Genomic DNA, 23,405 nt, shown 5'->3' with positions numbered 1-23,405 from the left:
AAACAAAATGGAATCAAATAAGAACAAAAGTAAGAATAAAAGTGGAGCGGATGACGGGAATCGGACCCGCGTCATCAGTTTGGAAGACTGATACTCTACCATTGAGCTACATCCGCAATATGCGAATTTTGCAAGCTATTAATTGCCTTGCAAAACAGCAACTCGATTAATTATACAGACTGTTTAGACCTAAAGCAACTTTCGACACTCGCGCTAAATTGTAAAATTCGCTAAAATTTGCACATTTAGTGCACATTGAACACACATTCATGCGTAAAATTCGCTGCATGCTCGCATGATTAAGGTTTTATGATTAAGACTCGCGTAACTCTAAAACAACAAACGCAAGTGCAATAGCAGAAGAGTTTTGCACTAAGCCATCGTGGCTTAAAGACACATGCCAATTAGGGCGATTTACGCCATCTACCCCGTATATGCCATCTACGCGATTTACGCTGGCGAATTCCTGCGGATTAGTCGCCTCTGGCGCGTGCAACGACTCTAGAAGCTTTTGATTAACGTCTTCACTAAGTAGAACGCTTGGGCATCCATGCGAATCGTCTAAAATCTCAATGCTTGCCCAAGGAGTGTTGTCTAATGTGTAAGGATATTGCAAACCAAGAGTGCTCATCGCATCGCACCACGCTTTTATAACCGCCTCTTTACCAGCCCAGCGAGCCGCAATATGAATCGCTTGTGAGTCGTTCTTAGCATTCGCGCGCATAGCACATTGCCTAAGCTCACGCGTAGAAAATAGCGAGCGCCACCCATTGCCATCTTGCATTTGTTGCGCAAAATCCGCCACATTAACAACATCGCAACCAATGCCTGCAATCATTGAACTCACTTCCTAACTGCTATATAGCGCGGCTAATCTGCGCGAACGATTTTCCAAACTTTGTAGCTCAAAATAGCATATCGGACTACAAAGTCGGGAGTCTTGTAGTGCGATTGTACCTGATTTACGGCGTGTCGTAATACAAACGCACTACAAAAATGCCTTCGCGCGCAAATCACAAGCGCGAAGGCAAGTCGACTCGCACTACAAAAACTCAAAGTCACGAATCTATCTAAATGCAACTTTATAACTAGTAATAGCTGCAGCAAAAGCAAGCACAATAAATACCGCAAATACAGTAAGAACGCTACTACCAGTTTGCAAATGGAAACCATCACGTCTCGAATTACTATTGTTAACAACAGTAATATCCGTCCACGCTAACTGTTTTCCATGCTCGTCTACAAGCAAAACAGTGTGTTTACCAGAGTACCCAGATGGGAATTGAACATCAAATTGAGGCTTGCCATTCACCATGCGAACAGCAACAAACTTTGAGCCATCGGCACCCTTAAGCAAGCGTGGAGACGAGTAAATGTACGCGTAAGCATAAACTACTCCATCACGCTTCAAACGCTCAGTAAACTCGCTGTTCACAACTTTAATTCTCACACTGTTAACAACGCCAGCAGTTGCAACGTTATTGTTACCAACACTAAGAGTTCCCTTTAATTCTGGGCTAAGCTGTTGGACTGTTTGTGGAGCGGCAGGCACTGGAGCGGATTCTGCTGGCTTAGCTTCTGCATGCTGCTTAGATTTAGCTGGTGCAGGCTGCTCATCTGGAGTTTCAGTCTTAGTCTGACCTGGCTTAGTCTGACCTGGCTTAGTCTGACCTGGCTTATCTGGAGTTTCATGATCAGATGGCTTAGGCTGAGGAGCTGGTGACGGAGACGGAGCAGGCGTCACTTGACCAGGAGTTTGCTCATGCCCAGGCGCAGATGGATTTGGCTCATGAGTTCCAGGATGAGTTTCTCCAGGAGTTGGAGTTGGAGTTGGAACTGGCGCTGGCTGAGGAGCTGGTTGTGGATGAGGACCAGGAGCAGGTGGCTGCGGCGTTGGCGTTGGAACAACCGGACCAGGCTGCGGACCAGGACCAGGCTGCGGCGTCACAGGACCAGGCGTTTGCTCATGACCAGGCGTTTGCTCATGACCAGGCGTAGATGGATTTGGATCCTGCGTACCAGGCTGCGTACCAGGCTTAGATTCATCCTTCAACTTATTAATATCTAAAGGATTCATCTTATATTGGAGAACATCTTCAGCCTTAAGATTTGCAAAAGGATCGTCGTTCTTCTTTTCAGCATCCTTCACAAGCACTGCAGTCGAAAGAGCAGAAACCTTGTAATTTCCATTATCATCTACCAACGCTTCAGGGCACATTGACTCATCATTGCTGTTAGCTTTTCCATCAGCAATGCGCACGCGATACTTTCCTTTGCCAATATTCACAGTAGATTCACTACTATTGGCATTGAAAATAAACACATACGTTTTATTGTTGCTATCAACACTAAACGCATTAATTCCATCACTGCTCTTAATCCAATGCATATTCTTATTAACATCAGAATATTCGGAATCGCGTAACGCTGGAATCTCGTTTCTTAGCTTTATCAACTCTTTGAAGTACTCAACGGCATCGGAATTCTTATTAACCAGATTCCACTTAACAGAATTGTCGCCGTCGCCAGCATTGTAGCTATTTGCATTACTATTCTTGCTTCGTAAGAACTCTTGACCAAGCTCAAAGAATGGCATGCCATGCGCAAACATTACAAGCGAATTAGCAAGCATTACTCGCTTTTTAAGATTCTCTTCTGTCTCATTAGGCAAGGATTTCTTCAACTTATCGTAAAGATTAAGATTGTCGTGAGCTTCAACATATTGCACAGTCTGACCAGCATTCGCGTAGCGCCTACCAGTGCAACTTGAGTTTCCAGGCTGGCAGCCGTAAAGATTTTGCATTACCAGATTGTCGCTATATCTGTTTCCAGACACGAATCCAGCAACATCATCATCTCCTTGGCCTTTTACAGCATCACGGAAGGAATCATTAAAGAATGCAACTCCATTATTGTCTGCAAGCTTATACGCATTAGGCTGAATAGTGCGGTTTGCATAAGGCAATTGGCTCATATCCCAGCCTTCGCCAAGAATAATCGAGCTTGGATCAATTGCATGAACAGCTTCACGCACTTCCTTCATGGTTTCAAGGTCAATTAATCCCATCAAATCAAAACGGAAGCCGTCAATACCGTACTCCTTAGCCCAATACTTTACAGAGTCAACAATATACTTTCGCATCATTTTTCGCTCTGAAGCAGTATCGTTTCCGCAACCAGATCTATTAGACAAACTGCCGTCATCGTTGTAACGGAAGTAGTATCCTGGCACAGTCTGACCAAAAGCGTTCTTTTCTGCGTTATAAACGTGGTTATAAACAACATCCATAATCACACGCAAGCCAGCATCATGCAGGCCTTTAACCATTTGCTTTAGCTCCGTAATACGAGTAGCAGGATTTGCTGAATCAGATGCATACGATCCTTCTGGAACATTGTAGTTAATTGGATCATAGCCCCAGTTTTGGTGAGGACTATTTTTGTCGTTAGTAGCAACATAACTCAAATCTCCTGCTTCATTCACAGAACCAAAATCATACATTGGCATGATTTGCACGTGAGTTATGCCGAGAGACTTCAAATAATCTAAACCAGTTGGATTGCTTCCATTCTTAGTGCCAGATTGAATTACACCGAGATATTTGCCGCGCTTTGCACCATCTATGCCAGAACTTTCGTGAATTGAGAAGTCGCGAATATTCATCTCTGCAATAGTCGCATCAGTTGGGCGCTTCGCAAATGATGCCATGCGATCTACTGGTTTTGACATGTTACCACCGAATACAACGGATCTCATTCCGTTTCTAACGGCAGCTTTTGCATAAGGGTCTGGAGAATTATTAACAGTGCCATCTGCAAAATGAACCTTGTATGTGTAAGCAGTACCAGCTTGATCTCCATCAAGTTTTGCAGACCATACACCACGATCTTCTGCTGTCATAGCTGTTTCTCTGTCTTTTTCAGCTTTTTCATCAGTTGACTTATAAGTTACCAACTCCACTTTCGTAGCAGTTGGTGCCCAAAGCTTGAAAGTCGTAGAACCATCTTTTACAACAGCACCCAAGTCATCGCCTGCGTAAGCATACTTTTGATCGAACTCATCAGTGCGAACAATCTTAGAACCTTTAGCAGAGGACGCAGACACTGTTTTAGGCATTCCACCAACACCCGTAATGCTGATTTCATACATTTTCTTAAGATCTAAGTCGCTTTTTGCAGTGATTACGATCTTATTATTTACAACAGCAACTTGCGAAATATCTACTTTCGTGTGATTCTTTGCATCTTTATCTGTAACATCAGTTACAGTAACGCTATCTTGTTTTACTTCTGAAGGGTCACCGCTAACATTTACAGTAAATTCCTTCAAAGACGTAATATCAGCACTAAAAGCATTAGCCTTAGTATTGATTACATTTGGGCTTAAGTAAACTCTACCATCGCCCTGCATAAGCCAGATTTCAACGTTACCAGTTTGACCATCTTGGCTTAAAGTGATTGCCTTTGCAGGAATCGAACGATCGCCTTCACCTGGATCTTTAGCAACCCAATCCTTACCTTGCATGGAATAGCGCACAATAAACTTCGGATCTTTTATGCCAGAATCATTGTGGAACGTATATTCTGCAATCTTTCCGAAATCATCCGATGCTGTAAAATCTCGCTTTACGCCCTTCTCACTACCGTACCAAGTCCAAAGATTCCAACCAGCGTAATCCTTGTTTGTTCTGCGGTAGTGAACAGTAACGTTTAACGTTTTAATGTTATTAAGCTTGTTAGCAACTTCAGATGGAGGTTCGGCAAACGTATTCGAATCTCCTCCGTAAACCCAAGCTTCGCCAACACCATCTTCGATTTGCCAGATCTTACGATCTCCGCCGTCCTTCTTATCATCACTCCAACCATTTGATATGTCTTCAACGATAATAAATCCGACTTTTCCGCTCTCGTAAGTGCCTTCAGCCTCAACTGTGTAAGTCTTACCAAAAGCGTCTTGACCATTGAACGCATGCCAAGCACCTTTTATCTCTTGACCATCTGCATCTTTAAGACCCCACATATAGACGCCCATATGGCGATTGTCATCAGATTTTTGCTTATAGTGAATAACAATCTTCGTCTTTAATGCAGAAGGTTTTGAAGATGTGTCCTCAACCTTGCAAGGAATGCTAGCAGATTCAGAACCTTTCAAATCGGCATCTACTACATAAGTTTTCGAACCAGCTTGAATTTCAAAGTTTGCTTTAGGCTGATTGTTATTGTTATTGTTATACCAATTATTTCCACCGTCATTAAATACAGCAGTAATTTGTTTGCCATTATTAGGAATTGTTCTTGCAAACCAATCATCGCAAACTTTGCGCATTGGTCTACCAGGAACTGCAGTCCAAGAATCATTGCCGATTTGATAATGAATATTTACGGAACTTGGCTTAGGACTTCTATTCTTAGCATTGAAATATACAGTTGTTGACTGGTCTTGAACATCGTCAACATTGTATTTTGGATCAGATTCATCACGTGCTGGACCAGCTTTACTAGCAGTATCTGCTTTAGCATCCACATGCAAAGCAATTGCAGAATAAGGAGCAATAGTCGCAGCAACTTTGCCATCTATAACTTTAACAGTCTTAGAGCAATTTCCAGCCTCATAAACGTTGCAATATTCACCACTCGGCAAATCAGTATTATACAAAACTCTCTTTGCGTTTGGCGTATTGTTTATTGCTAAGAATCCCTTGCCTGCACGACTAAAAGCAATGTTATTATTGCCGTCATCTTGCCAATTAGTAACTTGAGCACCATTTACAGCATTAAAGAATCCAATCATTCCACGAATCGAAGTCCAACGCTGAGTGCACTGCCACTTTGAATTAGCACCACAAGTTACATCTGGAACAGACGTATCGGTCGCATTAGGTGCACCATCATCCTTATGACCATTCTCAAACCTATACCCCGAGTAAATGTTTGGGTTTCCATACGGGTAGCCAAGCATAAACGCGTTTGCAAGCTCGTAGCGAGGACCATCCTTATAAGTAAGCGTGCGCACATAATTTTCGCGAGGAGTATCCCAATTAGTTACAAAAATTGAAGCTTTATCGCTTGGAACAAGTCCATCAGTAATATTCTTTAGATTCGAGATTGATCCATAAAAATCGTTCTTTAAACGGTAGGAATACTGGAATTCGTTGACATCGCCTTCCTTTAAATGTTGATCTGGCTGGATTTCTTTAGCTTCAGAAAGATCACCAATCGTCTCCTGCATCCACCAAATGTCATTAGCACTCTTACCAGAAGCTCTTGCAGCTTCAGCTTTAATCGCAGCCATATCTATTGGAGAAATATGTTTTACTGCGTCGATACGGAAGCCAGCAACACCTAGCTCTAGCAAATGAGCAAAGTACTTACCTAAAGTCTCGCGCACATTCTGCTTTGATGTATCCAAGTCAAGCAAGCCAACAAGCCTGCGATTCCACACTTCCTCCGCATTGTTATAGTGCTCAATATTACTAGCATCTTGATGGAAATCATCCTTTTTATATCCAGCATCTGGGAAAGACTGATCTTTAGCGCTATATTGGCTTCCACCAACACCCTCTGTATGAGTGTCACCAGCACCAGTCATGTGATTAATAACAGCATCAGCAATGATCCCAACACCTGCAACATTGCAAGCAGTAATCATCTTCTTAAAGCCATCTTCATCGCCAAGTTTTGACTTTAATTTGTAGCTAACAGGCTGATAAGAAGTCCACCACTGAGTACCCTTTACATGCTCATTTGGAGGAGACACTTGCACATACTTTACACCCTCAGGGCCGTAAGTGTTAGTGCACTCTTGAGCAATACTATTCCAATTTTGCTGGAATGCAGTAACAATAACACCCTTACGGTTAAGAGTTAGATTGCTAGATTGAGGATTACTAGACTCACTACTAGCGCTTGCATTGCCAACAACAGCAAAACCTGTTATTAGCATTGCACTCGCTGCAATCATAGAAACTATTTTCGACGCAAGGTGGCGATGAGCGACCATCTGCATATCCTTTCCTCCGTTGGCACAAACATGCTTCTATATTGTTTTACATTGCCATGCAAAACATGAAAACTATGGGTGACACAACTATGTTTCACTTCTTATTAAAAACCAACTTTGGTTTACGCATAAGATTGCTTATTTTGAGCGCAAATCACCATAAGCACTTTAAATTTCCCACAATTTTGCACGTAAAGATTCATTATAACACTTTTGCAATTTTTACAAAAGTCAAAAATATAACTGCGATATTATTCACACATGTAGTGCGATTGCGCTTTGACTGAGCTTGAAATTGCATAACGCATTTCAAGCTCCTTCAAAGCGTGATTTGGCTCAAATGTAAAGTCCAGTGGACTTTACGTGTGGCGAAGACGTTAGCGCGCTTAGACCGTGCGAACGAGACGACATGCCTTCGCGTTCAAAGCTTAGCGCGCGAACAACACAATACGACGCAAATTCAGTACAAACGCACTACAGTTCTGCGTGTTTTTGTAGTGCGATTGTATGGCGACACGCCGTATTTTAGGTACAAACGCACTACAAGGCAAGTCAATTCGTTAGCAATAATAGCCACTTGCATCTAAGCGAGCATCTGGGTTTAGCAGCATAGCTTTTTCTGCTTCATGACCATCGTAGCGCGACCCATCTGGCATGCGCGTGCCGTCTTTAAGCAAACGGCGATTTTCCACAGGCTCAAACAGTTGCACATGGCCCATCATGCCCTCTTGCAAAAGTCGATGACCCGCAGCCAAACGCGCATTTGCCTTTGTTCGCCACTCGTTAAGCGCATCCACGCCAGCGCTAGCCGCTACAGCCGCCTCAAACGCGCCAGGATGCACAAGAGCCACAAATCCGCTAACATGACCGAATCCAAGCGATGTGGCAAGAGCCGCTTTAACAGAGCCAATGTGAATCCTATTTCGCAACCACACCATGTGGTCATCGCGCGCAAGCTTAGGATCTACGCAATCAAGCGAAGCATTGATTGGAACCCAGCCACTTCTAAACAGCTGAGTCAAGCCATTAATCTGGAACACGCATGCGCCACCCTTTGCGTGGCCAGTAAGCGACTTTTGGCTAATCACAAATAGCGGATTTCCGCTTGTGCGCCCAATCGCGTGCGCAAGCGTATTGTGCAACTCAGACTCGTTCGGGTCGTTTGCGTTTGTAGACGTATCGTGCTTAGAAACAACAGCAATATCGTCTGGAGTAACGCCAAGCGCTGCCAAATCGCGCACAAGCTTGGACTCGCGGCCGCCCAATCCTGCAGCGAGCGCACCCAATCCTGGAGCTGGAATCGAAGTGTGAATACCATCCGCATAAGAGTGAATGAATCCAACTACGCCAGCAACAGGCAAGCCAAGCTTAAGCGCAATATCTCCTCGTGTAATAAGAATCGTGCCGCCGCCTTGCGCTTCCAAGAATCCTCCGCGCCTGCGATCATTCGCACGCGAGAAGAATCGCGGATTTATACCCTTTTCGTACATTTCCTCGCTGTTTGCAGTAGCGTTCATATTGCCAAAGCCAACAACGGACTCAACGCCAATATCGTCAATCGCGCCTGTTACAACAAAGTCGGCTTTGCCGAGCGCAATCTTATCAACGCCTTCTTCTAGCGAAACTGCAGCAGTTGCACATGCCGAAACTGGCTGAATCATGTTTCCATAGCCGCCAATATACGTTTGCATTACGTGCGCTGCAACAACATTTGGCAGCGCTTCTTGCAATACGTCTGTAGGAATCTCGTGATTTAGGAATCGATCCAAATACAGCTTTCGCATAGACGTCATTCCGCCAAATCCTGTGCCTTGAGTCGATGCCACAAGGGAAGGATGCACAGCTTGCAAGATTTCCGAAGGCGTAAATCCTGCGCAAATGTACGCGTCAACAGTAGCGACTATGTTCCAAAGCGCAATCGGGTCTACGCTTCCAACCATCGAAGCTGGAATACCCCACTTTAATGGGTCGAAGCCCTTAGGTAATTGCCCACCAACAGTGCGCGTCATGGCTGCTCGTCTTGGCACGCGAATCATGGATCCAGCTTTGCGCGTAACAATCCACTCTCCCGACTCTTGGTCGCTAGAAATCTCGGTGTGCTCTTCGTCTAGCGCCACGTATTCGCGCGCAATTTGCTCTGTAGCAACGTTGAAAGATACATCGTGGTCTAGGAAGATTTCGGCTTCTTCTTCGTTTGCTCCGTCTTTGTAGTCGCCGCCCATGCCAGTTTCAAACGGCCTAATTCCCGAGCGAGCTACTACTTCGTCGCGATACTTTTCTGCAATGTCTTCTTCTGGCACAAGCGTGCCTTCCGCATCGTACCATCCTGGTTTTGGCGAGTCTTGCCAAGTGAGCAATCCCATACTCCAAGCCAATTCCAAAACAGCTCCTGCACAAAGCGAAACCGTTCCGTTATCTTGGATTGACTGCTCGGCACTAAAGCGCGTACGGCCAGAGCCCCACGGGCCAATCTCGCCAACAGAAACTATAACAATTTGGTCTTTAGGCTTTGCTGTTACGTTCTTCCAATCTTCCAAATTAACTCTTGCTTGAGTTGGAATATTTGGAGATGGAAGTGCCTTATTTAGAGACTTGACTTCAGACTTGACTTCATCATTATTTGAAGCATCCTGATTAGTCTGCTTGCGACTATTCTCTTGCAAAGCTTGAGCTTTAAGCTCGTTCAAGTCAAGCGGCTCCGAGCCTAATCCACCTGTTAAATCAACGTCTAGAGGCGCTTTTGCAGCAAGATTACGTGCATCTTTAGTGCACAAATCAAGCAAAAGATTCGCCATCTGGCTTGTTGTAAAGGTTTTTAAGCCACGACTTTCAACAGCTTCCACAAGAGGATCATTGCCTCCCATTAAGCCAGTTCCGCGCACCCAGCCGATCTTTGGATGAGCAAAAGTTACGCGATTCGACCACACTTTTTCGGCATGAGCGCGGTTAACAATGGCGTCGAATGCGCTCTTGACTTCGCCATAAGCTCCGTCGCCGCCAAAAATACCGCGATTAGGCGATCCTGGCAACACAACATGCATACAATGCTTTACATCTGTGTCTGCTCCGATTTGCGCAAATCCTGCGATTGCGCGCTCAACACCCCAAAGCATAAGCCTGGATTGCGATTCAAAAAGCGCACCAGAATCCGCCAAAGTTCCACTAACTGGCGGAGCTGCAAATGGGAAGAACAGAGTTGGGCTGTAAGCAGGCTTCAAAATGGTGGTTGTTGCTCCGCTAACCTTCTTAGAAACTGTGCCAACCCACTTTACAAGAGCATCAACATCTCGGTAACTAGACAAGTTTGCTGGAACAAGCCACAATTTAGCTGAAGCTGTTGCGTGAAGTCTGTAAGCTTCTTTAGCCCACTTTTTTACACTCGGCTTAAAGCTGTGAGAAGTGGCAATAACCGTAGCTCCGCCTTCTAGAAGACCAGTCACAACTCGTGCTGCAATCGAATTTGGCGCAACGCCTGTTACAACAGCAACATCTCCTTCAAAGCAATTTGAGAAGACGTGCGAATCGTCTCCATAATGCTCATGATTACGCGACTTTGGCAAATCGCCAGTAGACTTTAGCGCATCTTTTGCAACTTGCTCAAAAATAGAAGACAATACGCTGAACTTATTATCACTGAACTTATTATCGCTGCTCTTATTATCCTTGCACTTTTTAGCAAACCACTCAGCTTCGCTAGAGATTGCGCGCCCTAAACCAACAAAGCTACCGTAGCGGTTCAAAATTTCGCTAACTTGCTTAGAATCTTCGGAATTATTCGCGCAAGAATCATACTCAGAATTGTAGTAGATACGCGCCAAATCTTCGCGAGCGCTAGCCCATCGATCGTCGAAAAGAATCGCCTTGCGCTCATCAAATCGAGGCTCTACTTGCTTTGGCCAATCTGCTCCAAGCTCAGCTTCTACAGCTGCAACAACAGCCGCATTTTCATCCGCTTCATCTTGCACTTTAGGCTCTTCAACACCAAGCTTTGCTAGCACAAACTTAGCAGTAGCAGCCAAAACGCCATCCGCGCCAACAACCTGTTGAGCAAAAGCGTCAAGCGCTGCAGAATCAACAACTGCTCCGCCTGCAGCGCCAGAGCCTGCAGAACCTGGCTGAGCAAGAGTAATTCCGTGCTGTTTAGCAACTTGATTAATCGCAGAATCAATCAACGCTTGAGCTGCAGAAGCGTTCTTTGCTGGCTCTGTAGAAAGCTGAGCCAAATCGCCTCCGCGAACGCTTGCGCCAGATCGCGTTTGCAAAACAAGAGCCGCCAAAACGTGCGCGCGCCAGCCTTCGCCAAGCTTATAGACTTCCGTAATGCGCTTATCTACTTGAGCAGGCTTTACGCCAGCTGCACCAAAAAGCGACCTCAAACTTTGCCTTACAATGTCGCTAAGAACGGCACCAAAAGCCTTGTAGCGAGGAGCAGCGGAGTTTACTAGCTTGCTAAGAGCGCTCATCGGAGCTTCTGCAGCGCCGTCCACGCTAGGCACGCCAAGCTCGGAGCTTATGTCCATTAAAAGCTGGTTTCGCCTAGAAGATACGCCGTTTGTTAGCGTATCCGTTGTGTCGGCGGCGCCAATTTGGTCGGCGCGAATCTTAGCACTGTATGCAATCAGCATTTCAATAGCATCCGACGCCTTAAACGCAATATCTGCAACAGAGTCAGATGGCAAATTTTGCACTGCATTTGATGCATTTTGCACATTTTGTACAGAATTATTTGCATTATTATTTGCATTTATTTGAGTAGATGCAGCACTTGCCGTTGCGGTTGCTTGCGACTTTTGTGCGGCAGCTTGGGAAGAATCGCCAGCAGCCGCCGCCTGCTCATTAGACGCGCTTTCATCGTCTTCAAAAACTTCTGGCACAAGCGAATCTGTGTCTGTTTTATAAACACGACTCTCGTCTCGTCCAACGTTATAAACAGCAACACGCTGACTACTAATCTCTGGCAATGCAAGCGTTTTTGCACCAAGATTTGCCAAAGTTGGAGCATTCGCTAAACCAACTTCAACATATTCTTCTACGCCTAATCCACCGCAAGATTCGCTAGAGAACATAAGCGCTTGCGTTTCAATCCAACGAACAGGGGAAGCAAACTGCCAAGAAAGAAGCTCCGTAAGAAGCAATCTGCCAAGCTTTTGCTCATCAGCAGCATAAGAATCCCAAGTTGCATCATCTTGTAAAGCCGCTTCAATTCGCTTTGAAGGCACAACATCTAGAATCTTTTGCGCAAACTCGCGCGTAAGCTCAAACGGGCATGCAACCAAGTTTGGAATGTAGCGGTCAACAAGAACCGAGTAGTCAATATGCTTTGGAAGAAGCGAATCCAACTTATCGCGGAACTCTGGCACACCTTTTCTAAGCAGCTTGGAATGGAATGGCACGTCAATTCCTGGAACCAAAATAAACGGCGGCTTTCCGCCATATTCTTTAGCACGCTTAGCGGAATCTTCGGCCAAGGCTTTAAGACCTTTTATTGTTCCAGCAATCGCGTATTGCTGACCTGCCAAGTTGTAGTTTACGATTTGCAAGAATTCGCCAGTTTGCTTAGAGATTCCTTCAACGTACGCGTTTACGCCATCGTCTCCTACGCCAAACTGGTTTGGACGCAAAGCTCCCATTCTATAGTTAGATCGGCCTTGCGCATCTCGCTCAATCAAATGATGCATAGTGGATCCGCGGTGGAAAACTAGCTCCAACACGGTTTCTAGCGGAATAATTTGAGCGAAGGAGCTTAGCGCATTGTATTCGCCTAGAGAATGACCTGCAAAGTAAGCTGGCCAAATATCGCATCCAGCTTCACGCAAGCGAGCAGTTTGTGCAAAAGCAACAGTAGCGAGCGCAACTTGCGTAAATTGCGTTAAGTTGAGCAAGCCTTCTGGGTGACGATATGTTACGCCATTTGCTGTTAGTTCCTTAGGATTATCTCGAACAACAGCAAGAATTGAGAATCCGAGCTTTTCGCGAGTAAGCTTATCTGCGCGCTGCCAAGTTTCGCGCACAGCTGGCGATTTTGCACGCTCATCTAGCGACATACCTTGTTTTTGAATACCCTGGCCTGGGTACACAAAGGCGGCGCGCGGCGAGCTTGTAAGAGCACTGGCCTTAGAAACAATTTGCCCGTTTACGCGGCATGTTACTTCTAGCGCAAGCCCTGCGCGTCGAACTTTTCCTACGCGCTCAACAGTTATCTCAACTTTGTCGTTAAGCTGCACCATGCCGTACATGTTGTACGTCCAGCCAATCAACTCGTAGCGCGCGCCTTTTTCGTCAACAGCTTGAGCAACATGCTGAGCTGCCGCCGAAAGCCACATTCCGTGTACAAGCGGAGCTTTAAGCCCAGATATTGCAGCGCCTCTGTAAGAAGTGTGAATTGGGTTAAAATCGCCAGAAGTGCGCGCAAACGCCGTCATGTCTTTAGGCGCGCTCAAAACAACTCTTCTAAGCATTCTCCTAGGAGTTGCATCCACATCATATCCGTGCAATTCCGCGGCAGCTCCGTATTGTGCAGCAGGTTTTGGCAGCGCTGCACTGTAGCTGCGTCCGCGAATCGCAAATCGCTCTGTTTCGTGAGCGATTTTTGTTCCGTCTTGTGCAAAATGAACAACGTTAATCGTAACAACGCGTCCAGAAGCAGACTCTTGCGCGCTTTGCGCCCAACCAACAAGGTTTACGCGCTCGCCCACGTGCTTGTTCAAATCGCTATTTGAAACGTCTAACTCTATTAAGTGATCTAAATGAACCGCGTTAAGCAAGCCTTCGATTACCGGGTACCCGTTTACCATTACGGATCCCAAAGCAGAATAAATTGTTGGCCAAGCAGGACCAACTAGCGCGTCTGGCACGATTTTAGACGCTTGAAGACCGCCCGAAAGTCGCCCAGCTGTAGCAGATTCGTGATCGATTCCAAGATTTCTAGAAAGCGTGTACGAAGACTTTACTACGCCAAATGGCGATTCTTCGCTTTGCTCGCTTACATCAACTTTAGGCATCTCACTTAGAGCATCTCCCGTAATCGCAACGTTTCCAATGCCTGCTGTAGCTGCAAGCATCTTATAAACGTGCTTTGGCAAGCGCTCTCTATCTACTACTGGCACGCCTCCTGCGCGATTTGCGTCTACAATAAGCGGAATCACAATGTTTCGCACAGCGTGATTCTTATTGCTGTTCTCATTCTTGCTTGAATCGTTAGCGCACAAATCATCCCAGAATGTGTCTAATTTAACGTCTAAATCAAGCTTAATTACGCTATCTTCTTCACTAACAACGCTTATAACGTAATTTTCGCTATCATTTTGCGTTTTATAAGCAGGATTAGAAGTTAGGTGACCAATCCAAGAGATATTCGGGCATGCGCGCACGTATTCTTCAACATTTTTTGCGCACGCAATTTGGCTAAACGCACTTTGACTAAACGCGCTTTGCGCAAGAGAAACTCTAGAATCGCCAGCAACCGAACGCTTTATAACCGCATCTTCAAATCTTCCCAAAATATTCGCAATCGGCTCGTCCATTGTTGTTATTCCAGCAACAGAAATCGGCCCTGGAATTACGCGCACAGCGTCTGCAGAGTAGCGCGAATCTTCCGACTGCCAAAGCTGATCCTGGCCCCACCAGCGAAGCAAATCGTTGTCGATTACTGGCACAAACGGCATTGGCTTAGGGTATTCGCGCACCAAAGTTGGGAACCATGCGGCATCCATTGGAATAACGTTTGTTTGCGCTGCATCTGAGAACTTTTCAATAAGATTATTCAAAGCTTCTTGAGGATTTTCAAAAATGCTTTTAGCAGAAGGCAAGCTTGACTCAAATTCGCCAGAATCTTGCAACGCAAAACGCGCTTCGATTCGCTTAAGCAAATGAGCGTAGCGATCCGCGTATGTGGAATCCGCCCACGGGTAGCACAAGTCGAGGAATCGTTGTGCAAATTGCTGGTATGTCATGCTTTCAACATTGCCAAAATACGGCTTTGCTGTTGTATTAAGAGCAGTAATAACCTCGTCTTTGCGTAATTCAAGCTCTTCTGGATGCTTCATCATGTGAACAAGAAGCCTTCCACAACGCGCAGACGCATTTTCAATCTCGTAAATATCTGCGTGCAAATGGCTTAATCCGCTTGTTACTCCGCCAACAACCTTTCCAGACGGCACCCAGCGCTCGCCAATCGGAGCAAACGGATCGTCACTCGCACCAAGACCTTCCACGCATGCATCATTTGCTTCTGTGATTCCAGGAGTCTCCACCAACATACGCTTAACTTGCGGACTTGTGTGCGCTTCCTTTGCTGTCATTGCTGCTGTGCCAATCATTACGGCGTCTACAGGCATATTTGGCAAGTCGTACTTATTGGACCATTCGCCGCTAATGTAGTCGGCAGCTCGCGAAGGAGTGCCGATTCCGCCACCTGCTACAAGCACCAAATTATTGCATTCGCGCACTTGAGCATAAGTGCTAATAAGCAAATCGTCTAGCGACTCCCAAGAGTGGTGGCCGCCTGCAGATCCACCTTCTACTTGCGCAATAATCGTTGCTGGCTTAACAGCTTTTGCAATGCGAATAACTTGACGAATCTGCTCTACTGTTCCTGGCTTAAAAGCAACATACGGGAATCCATCTTCTTGAAGAGTTTTAACAAGTTCCTTCGCTTCGTCTAGCTCTGGGATTCCTGCAGAAATAACAACGCCGTCGATTGGCGCTCCCGAAGCGCGCTTTTTTGGAACTATACGTTTGGCGCCAAATTGCAAATTCCACAAATAGCGGTCCATAAACATTGCGTTGAATTCTACAGTTGCTCCCTCTTTTAGCTGCTTTTGGAGCGTTTCCACATGCTTGTTAAACACTTCTTCTGTTACTTGGCCACCGCCTGCAAGCTCCGCCCAGTATCCCGCGTTTGCAGCAGCAGCAACGATTTGCGGGTCTACGGTTGTTGGAGTCATGCCTGCAAGAAGAACAGGAGCCTTGCCCGTTAGCTTGCTAAACTTTGTAACTACTTTGCGCCCTAATGGCGTTTCTACTACGCGTGGTGCAAAATCCGCCCAGCATCCCGTTCGCAAAGAATTTGCGGAAGAAGCATCCATTGTAGACGCATTAGCACGATACGCCATTGTTCCAGCTTCTACAATTCCAGCGCCACTTCCCTGAACTAGCACGCTTGTAAGCTTTCCAAGCACTTCTCCAGGACCCATGTCGATTATCCACAAATCTTTAGCAGATTTGCCCAGATTTGCCAAAGTCTTTTTGATTTGACTTGCCCAATCCACTTGTTCTACTAAAACTTGATTTGCAAGACTTCTAGTAAGCTCGGCATTTAATCCAGCTTCTTTTGCCCATTTTTCAGCATTATCTACCGCTTTGCTCATCATTGGCGAATGGAATGGCACTGTAACATCTAAATACTCTGCGATTGGCGCAAAAACCGATCCTCCGCGCTGCTTCATATCTCGTAATTTTTTAGAATGAGCCGCTTCTTTTTGCGCTTCGCTTAAAACGGCCTGCATGTCTTGCGGATAGCCAGATAACACCATGTGATTTCGCGAATTTTTAACTGCTATCGAAACTTCGGCACGCTTACGATCTACGCGCGAAATCAAAACTTCTGCCTGTTTTTGAGTTACGCCTTTTAACGAAAGCATTGGAGTTGCAGAGCCGTTTCCGCTTATTTCCAAAAGCCGCGCTTCGCGATCTGCAGCCGCTCCAATTATGTATGCAATCGCCAAAAGTTCCGCGATTTTGCCTTGCGCTGCCTGCCAAGAACCAGCCTCTAATCGCGCTTCTACCATTTTTGCAGCAATCACGCCTTGAGAATGACCAAAACTTGCGATTGGCTTGCAAACTTCAAAATTGTACCCAAGATTTGTAAAATCACTAACAGCTGCAAGCTGCGCCAACGCGATTCCTGGAACGCTTATTTGCGCGTCTTGCGTGCGATCATTTGTGGATTCTAAAGCGTCGAATACGTTTATGTCTTTTCCTGCGTTTGCTAAAAGTTGCGCATATATGTTGTTTAGAAGATTTTTTGCGCTGTTATTGTAATCGCGTAGTTGCGCGCTTAAATCTTCGTCTTTTTGCGCTTCTTTTAACGCTTGAACCCATGGCGTGGATTGCCCTGCAAAAGCTAAAATATGTGGATTTTGTGCAAGCTCATCAAATAAGTATTTTGTCATTTTATTTTCCTTTGTTTGTGGGTTTACGTTTTATTTTTAAGATTTGTGTTTTGGATTATTTGTAACTTTGATTATTTGTGACTTGTTGCTAGTCGCGCGTGGCGGCTGCTTGCGATTAATCCGCGAGTCTCAAATCATCTAAAATCGCCCTCAAATCATCCGCAAATCGTCTCAAATCATTCTTAAATCACATTGGCTGGTTTCCATGATGCTTCCCCGTTCTAGAAACGCGTTTTTTACTTCTTAAAATCTTCAAAGAATTAGCAATAACATCTCTTGTTTGCTCTGGATCTATCATTGCGTCAATCTGGCCAGTTTCCAGCGAAAGATTCGCGTTTACAGTCGTATTTTCGTAATTCTCAACAAGCTTTTTTCTTAAAGCGTCAACATCTTGACCGCGCTCTTTTGCTTTTTGCAAATCCTTGCGATGAATAATGTTCACAGCTCCTTGAGCACCCAAAACCGCTATCTGGCTAGTAGGCCAAGCGTAGTTAAAGTCTGCTCCCATAGACTTGGATCCCATTACAATGTATGCTCCACCAAAAGCCTTGCGCAAAATCACAGTAACAAGCGGAACTTGCGCGTTTGCATACGCGTAAATCACCTTTGCGCCTCTGCGAATAATTCCAGCGTGCTCCTGGTCCGACCCTGGCTTGTATCCAGGAGTGTCTACAAGAGTTACAACAGGAAGATTAAACGCGTCGCACAATCGCACAAATCGCGCTACTTTTTCGGAAGAATTAACGTCTAAAATTCCAGCATTTACTTTAGGCTGATTTGCAACTATTCCAACAGGATGCCCGTCTATGCAAGCAAAACCAACCACTGCGGACGCCGCGTAGAGCTCTTGAACTTGCACAAATTCGCCATAATCTACGATTGCGCGAATAACGTCTAAAACGTCGTACGGCTGGCGATCATTGCTCGGAACAATAGTCGCAAGCTGCTTAGCAGTTTCTCTGTCTGCGCGCGTTGCAGCGTATGCGAATGTTGGCGGATTTTGATTGCAATTTTGCGGCAAATAAGCAAGGATTGTGCGCGCGTAGTCAATGGCATCCGCCTCGTCTTCGCCCAAGTAGTGAGCAACGCCCGAAGTGGAGTTATGCACATATCCACCGCCTAAATCGTCCATGCTAATCGACTCGCCAGTAGCTGCCTTAACAACATCTGGGCCAGTTACAAACATGTTGGAGTGCTCGCGAGTCATGATTATAAAATCCGTAAGAGCAGGGCAATAAACTGCGCCACCAGCACAAGGGCCTAAAATCAAGGAAATTTGCGGAATCAAACCGCTTGCTTCACAAGTTTTTTTGAAGATTCTGCCATATTGCGTAAGCGCGTTAACGCCTTCTTGAATGCGAGCGCCACCCGAGTCGATTAGCGCAACAACTGGAACTGCAAGCTGCAACGCCATGTCTAGAAGATGGCATATTTTCTGGCCTTCCGCGCGACCAAGCGTGCCGCCACGAACGGAAAAATCTTGAGCATAAACTGCCACTTTCTTGCCGTACACTTCGCCAAAGCCAGTGATTACAGCGCATCCTGCAACATCGTTATTTATGTCTCCGCCGTTAAATCGGCCGATTTCTTCAAACGTTCCCGTGTCAAAAAGCAAATCTAAGCGCTCTCTTGCAGTGAACTTTCCCTTTGCATGCTGGCGTTCTAAAGCCTTTTGCTCGGCGTCTCTAGCAAGGCGAGCAGCGTGTTCTACGGCTGCTTTTCCGCGCTGAGGCTGCGTTGGCTGTGTAGGCTGCGTGTCTTGCGCATTTTGCGCGTCTTTATTAACTTGTGCAGCGCTTTTATTAACATCTTTTGCAACTTGCGTATCATCTTTAGTAAGCGCACTCATTTTGCACTACCGCCTTTAGTTACGTCAATTGTTACAAGCTTTTCGCCTGCTTCTACACCATCTCCAGGCCCCACAAAAATGCCAGTAACTACGCCTGCTGCAGGTGCGTAAACGTAGTTTTCCATTTTCATGGATTCAAGAACAGCAAGTAGGTCGCCTTTGGCTACGCTCTGACCTTCCGCAACGTTTACACGCGTAATCACAGCTTGCATTGGAGCCGAAATCACGCCAGGAGCGTCCTTCGGTGTTTCCGACTTGTGAGTATCTCCCCTTAATCCTCGCCCTCTAAGTGGCTGCGATGCGCGAACCGTGCTTCTAACTCGTGCAGAACCAGTAAGATTGTCTACAATGTCTTGCGGAATAGTAAGTTTTACGCGCTTATTGTCTACTTCTATTACAAAAGACTCCATTTTGGTCGGCTTATTTTGCGCGTCTTCACCAGCCTTATTGGAATACAAAGAAGCAGGCTGTCCGCCATTTGCCGCTGCAGCAGTACGGTTCAAATACTTGCGTTCAAGCCATTTTGTAGAAATATCAAAATCGTGATCTTGAGCCGTAAAATCAGGGTCGTTAAAAATTTGCTCAAAAAGCTTAGCAGGAGTAGGCACGCCCTCAATGCAAAGCTCCTTAAGCGCACGCCTTACGCGAGCAATTGCCGCATCGCGATTTTGCGCCGTAACAATAAGCTTGCCCATCATGGAGTCGAATTTTGGAGACACGCTATCTCCAACTTCTACGCCAGAATCCACGCGAATTCCAGGGCCCGATGGCCATTCTATTTTTGTTAGCGTGCCTGCACTAGGCGTAAGATTCGTTGCTGGATCTTCCGAAGTGATTCTAAGTTCAAAACTGTGTCCGCGCGAAGGGTGATTTTGCGTAAGCTCGCCGCCGTCGGCAATCATAAGCTGTTCGCGCACAAGATCTAGTCCGCTAACTTCCTCACTAACTGTGTGCTCAACTTGCAATCGTGGGTTCACTTCCAAGAAGTAAACTTTGTGTTGAGAAGTCACCATATATTCGCACGTGCCCAAACCAACGTAGTCAACAGCTTCAAATAGGTTACGAGAATATCGGTGAAGCTGCGCATTCTCATCATCGGTAAGGAATGGTGCTGGTGCTTCCTCAACCAACTTTTGGTTTCGGCGCTGCACCGAGCAATCGCGCGTGGAATATATGGTGAAGTTTCCATGTGAATCGCGGCCAACTTGCGTTTCCACATGCCTGGCCTTGTCTATAAAACGCTCAATAAAGTACTCGTCAAGGTCGCCACCTTGCAAAGCGTCGTGGTTCATGTAGAATCCGCGAAGCTCATCATCGTTTTGCACAACGGTTATTCCGCGGCCGCCGCCGCCATCCGTGCGCTTCATCATAACTGGGTAGCCGTGTGTTTGCGCAAAAGTCAGCAATTCTCGAATGTCTTTTACAGGCTCCGAGATGCCTGGAACGGGCGGCACTTTAGCGCGAGTTGCCACGCGCCGCGCGGTTATTTTATCCCCTAAATCAATAAGCGCTTCTGGCTTCGGACCAATCCACACAGCGCCAGCATCAATCACCTTTTGCGCAAAACTCGCTACTTCCGATAAAAATCCGTAGCCTGGGTGCACAGCATCCGCTCCGCTTTTATGCAAAATGTCTATAATCGCGTCTTCGTTTAAATAAGTGTCTCTGTACGTGTCTCCGGAAAGCGCGTACGCTTCGTCTGCCATCTCAACATACTGTGCTTGACGGTCGGATGCCGCATAAATAGCCACAGTTGGGATTCCCATTTCTTGAGCAGTGCGAATCACTCTAAGCGCGATTTCGCCGCGATTTGCCACAAGTATTTTTTTGATATTCGTAACCATACGTTACAAGTTATAGGAAATTTGGCTTATAGTATCCGTGAATTTGAACAAAACATTATGCGATTTTTTGTAAACTTCTCCAACGCGCGGCTGGTGATTTTTGTCTAATCTTTGATTCAGCAACGAAAAACAATACGAAAGAAGGATATCGTGGCTAATTTTGAATCAAACTCTGGCGCAAACTCTAATGCAGTTGCATCTAAGGCCTTTGACGTTAATCGTTTAGCTGTTCCATTTGCTAAGGCATTTTTGTTTACTGTTCTTATTAGTGCTGCCACTATGGCTGGCGCATTGCCAATTCCTGGAACTCCTGTTCCTGTAACTTTGCAAACTTTGGTTTTGGCTTTGGCAGGTCTTACTTTGACTTGGCGCCAGGCCGTTAGCTCTGTGCTTATGTACCTTGCGATTGGTGCTGCTGGAATGCCAGTGTTTGCAGGCGGAAAAAGTGGCGTTGTGGCTTTTGCAGGCCCTAGCGTTGGATTCCTTGTTGGATTCGTATTCGGCGTGGCTGCGATTGCGCTTGTAAAGTCTGCGCTCGAAGGCGTTGTTAATGCTGCTATGCCAGAGGATTCTGTTGCTAAGAAATTTGCACGATTTGGCGCGTATTTTGCAGCGTCTGTTGTTGGTTCTCTTGTGATTTACGCATTTGGATTTGTAGGCCAATCGCTTATGATGCACTTGCCTGTTTGGGCAATCGCCGTTGCTTCTACTGGCTTTATTGTGGGCGATATTATTAAAGCTGCAATCGCTAGCGCAGCTTATGCAGGATTGTACGGCGCGTTTAAGCGCAACACCAATGCGTGATGCGTGATGCGTGATTATGCGTGATTATGCGTGATTAATCTCAAGCGTAACGCGCTAACTATTCTAAGACCGCAGTGACGAGACTGCGGTCTTTTTTGCATCCAAAAGCAAGATCACTTTGACTCATTTTCGCGCTCAGGCAGGTCATGTCGTTAGCGCGGTCTAAACGCGCTAACGTCTTCGCTTGCGTTGAAAGCACACTGTGCTTTCAACTTTGAGCAAGCTCAGCGCTCCGAATTGCCTTTTCGCGCTACGCTCTAAGCGAAAAGGCAGGTCGTCGCGCAAGCTAGGTAGAGATTCGAGATTTTTCGCACTGAATGAGATGAACCTCAGCATCTTTGATGGTGATTCATCGAATGAAGAAGAAAAATCGAGAATCTCGGTGATAAAAACCACGCAAAAGTCCTAGATATCCAGAAGGTTTGATGTATTTCTCTACGAGCAATAAATAGCGCCAACCTAAAACATTAAAACATTAACGTTCATAAGATATCCGTAAAGGCGTTTCGCTCGCGCGGATTAGCCGCGCTCACGTCTTCGCAGCGCAGAAGCAGTGCTTCTGCCTTGAGCTGCTCAGCGCGCCAAATTGCCTTCGCGCGCTACGCTTTAAGCGCTCTGGCAGGTTGGCGCGCCTGCGAGGAGAGAAATACTCAAACCTCGCGCAACGTTAAGTAGGAAGCCGTGCGAACGACGACCTGCCTTGTAGTGCGTTTGTACCTAATTTACGGCGTGTCACTATACAAACGCACTACAAAACACTCAGAACTGTAGTGCGATTGTATCAAACACTAAGCGCGTGAACATCGCCCGTGTGCACAATCGCAGATTCTCCCGAGTCTTTAAGAATCAAAAGCGAAGCATCATCAGTAATGCTCTGAGCAATGCCTTCTACGCATTCGCTGTTGTTTAACTCGCTATTAACGTCTGGCGCATACACACTAACTTTGCGACCAAGAGTCCAGCAAACCGCACTAACTTCCTTACGCAAGCACAATGCGTTTTGCGCAGGATTTTGCACAAAACTCGCTAGTCTACTGTTTAAGTTTTGCGCTAAACGCTTAGCAATAATATCCCTTAATTGCATTGCATTTGGAAGATTCGCGTAATGCATTTGTAAAGATGTTGCTTTTTCGATTGGAAGATTGCTTTTAGACACATTAAGATTAAGGCCGATTCCAAAAATCACACCAATATTTTGTTGTAAAGAGTCATGATTTGCAAGTGCTGCGATTTCGGTTAAAATTCCGCCTTCTTTGCAATCGCCAATAAAAATGTCATTTGGCCACTTGATTTTTATTTCTTGACCAAAATCGCAAATTTTATTTTCAACTTCGCTGACTTCGCTAATTTCTCCGACTTTGCGCGCACCAACATCTTTAAGCGCGCCAATCAACGCGTCTCTTGCGCAAAGTCCTGCAATCATAGGCAGCCAACCGTTGTATTTTGAATCCATAACAACGCTTTTTGGCAAAACAGCACCATAAGACGCTAGAAAGCTTTGCCCCGATTCGCTAACCCACTTGCGACCAAGACGACCTCTGCCAGCGCTTTGATTGTTTGCAATAATCGCACAAACAAGCGGATTCAAGATTGAAGAGCTTTCAAAATCGCAATCAATAAGCTCTTTTCGCGCAATATTTTGCGTAGAATCAACCGAGTCTAAAAAGATAAAATTCATCGAGAATTAAATCCCTTAAAATCTATTAAAATCGCCTAAACAGACTAAACCTATTAAA

The 23,405-nt window shown here is 45.8% G+C and carries 7 protein-coding genes and 1 tRNA gene; 1 reads left to right on the top strand and 7 read right to left on the bottom strand.

Annotation, left to right across the window (positions count from 1 at the left end; all coding sequences use genetic code 11):
• Positions 1-42: 42 nt before the first annotated feature.
• The 6 genes from NYP67_RS02265 to NYP67_RS02240 all read right to left on the bottom strand — a co-directional run bounded on the left by NYP67_RS02265 (position 43) and on the right by NYP67_RS02240 (position 20,865).
• Positions 43-116: transfer RNA gene (locus NYP67_RS02265), tRNA-Gly, on the bottom strand.
• Between the two features lie 197 nt (positions 117-313).
• Positions 314-838 (bottom strand): holo-ACP synthase, encoded by a 525-nt coding sequence (locus NYP67_RS02260; RefSeq protein ID WP_415695145.1) that lies wholly within the window; start codon positions 836-838, stop codon positions 314-316.
• A gap of 228 nt (positions 839-1,066) precedes the next feature.
• A complete protein-coding gene (gene pulA, locus NYP67_RS02255; RefSeq protein ID WP_415695085.1) occupies positions 1,067-7,000 on the bottom strand; it encodes a type I pullulanase in 5,934 nt (1,977 codons plus the stop codon).
• A gap of 560 nt (positions 7,001-7,560) precedes the next feature.
• Positions 7,561-17,172: a fatty acid synthase subunit beta domain-containing protein gene (locus tag NYP67_RS02250; protein ID WP_415695084.1), complete on the bottom strand. Its 9,612-nt coding sequence runs from the start codon at positions 17,170-17,172 to the stop codon at positions 7,561-7,563.
• Between the two features lie 187 nt (positions 17,173-17,359).
• The gene (locus NYP67_RS02245) at positions 17,360-19,021 is read right to left on the bottom strand and encodes an acyl-CoA carboxylase subunit beta (protein WP_473411136.1); all 1,662 of its coding nucleotides are present in this window, start codon (positions 19,019-19,021) and stop codon (positions 17,360-17,362) included.
• Positions 19,018-20,865 (bottom strand): ATP-binding protein, encoded by a 1,848-nt coding sequence (locus NYP67_RS02240; protein WP_101889743.1) that lies wholly within the window; start codon positions 20,863-20,865, stop codon positions 19,018-19,020. The genes NYP67_RS02245 and NYP67_RS02240 overlap by 4 nt, the downstream gene beginning before the upstream one ends.
• 150 nt (positions 20,866-21,015) lie before the next feature.
• Between NYP67_RS02240 and NYP67_RS02235 the strand changes: the two genes are divergently transcribed.
• Positions 21,016-21,669, top strand: a complete 654-nt coding sequence (locus NYP67_RS02235; protein WP_473411135.1) for a biotin transporter BioY — start codon at positions 21,016-21,018, stop codon at positions 21,667-21,669.
• 781 nt (positions 21,670-22,450) lie between these two features.
• On the opposite strand, the gene NYP67_RS02230 is transcribed toward NYP67_RS02235, so the two are convergent.
• Positions 22,451-23,347: a biotin--[acetyl-CoA-carboxylase] ligase gene (locus NYP67_RS02230; RefSeq protein WP_473411134.1), complete on the bottom strand. Its 897-nt coding sequence runs from the start codon at positions 23,345-23,347 to the stop codon at positions 22,451-22,453.
• Positions 23,348-23,405: the final 58 nt, after the last annotated feature.

This window comes from Gardnerella sp. c23Ub_4, from assembly GCF_055804115.1.
This window is presented reverse-complemented; position numbering and strand designations above follow the sequence as displayed.

Coding starts and splice junctions, on each gene's coding strand:
- NYP67_RS02260 (WP_415695145.1), bottom strand. CDS start 838: ATGATTGCAGGCATTGGTTGCGATGTTGTTAATGTGGCGGATTTTGCG.
- pulA (WP_415695085.1), bottom strand. CDS start 7,000: ATGGTCGCTCATCGCCACCTTGCGTCGAAAATAGTTTCTATGATTGCA.
- NYP67_RS02250 (WP_415695084.1), bottom strand. CDS start 17,172: ATGACAAAATACTTATTTGATGAGCTTGCACAAAATCCACATATTTTA.
- NYP67_RS02245 (WP_473411136.1), bottom strand. CDS start 19,021: ATGAGTGCGCTTACTAAAGATGATACGCAAGTTGCAAAAGATGTTAAT.
- NYP67_RS02240 (WP_101889743.1), bottom strand. CDS start 20,865: ATGGTTACGAATATCAAAAAAATACTTGTGGCAAATCGCGGCGAAATC.
- NYP67_RS02230 (WP_473411134.1), bottom strand. CDS start 23,347: ATGAATTTTATCTTTTTAGACTCGGTTGATTCTACGCAAAATATTGCG.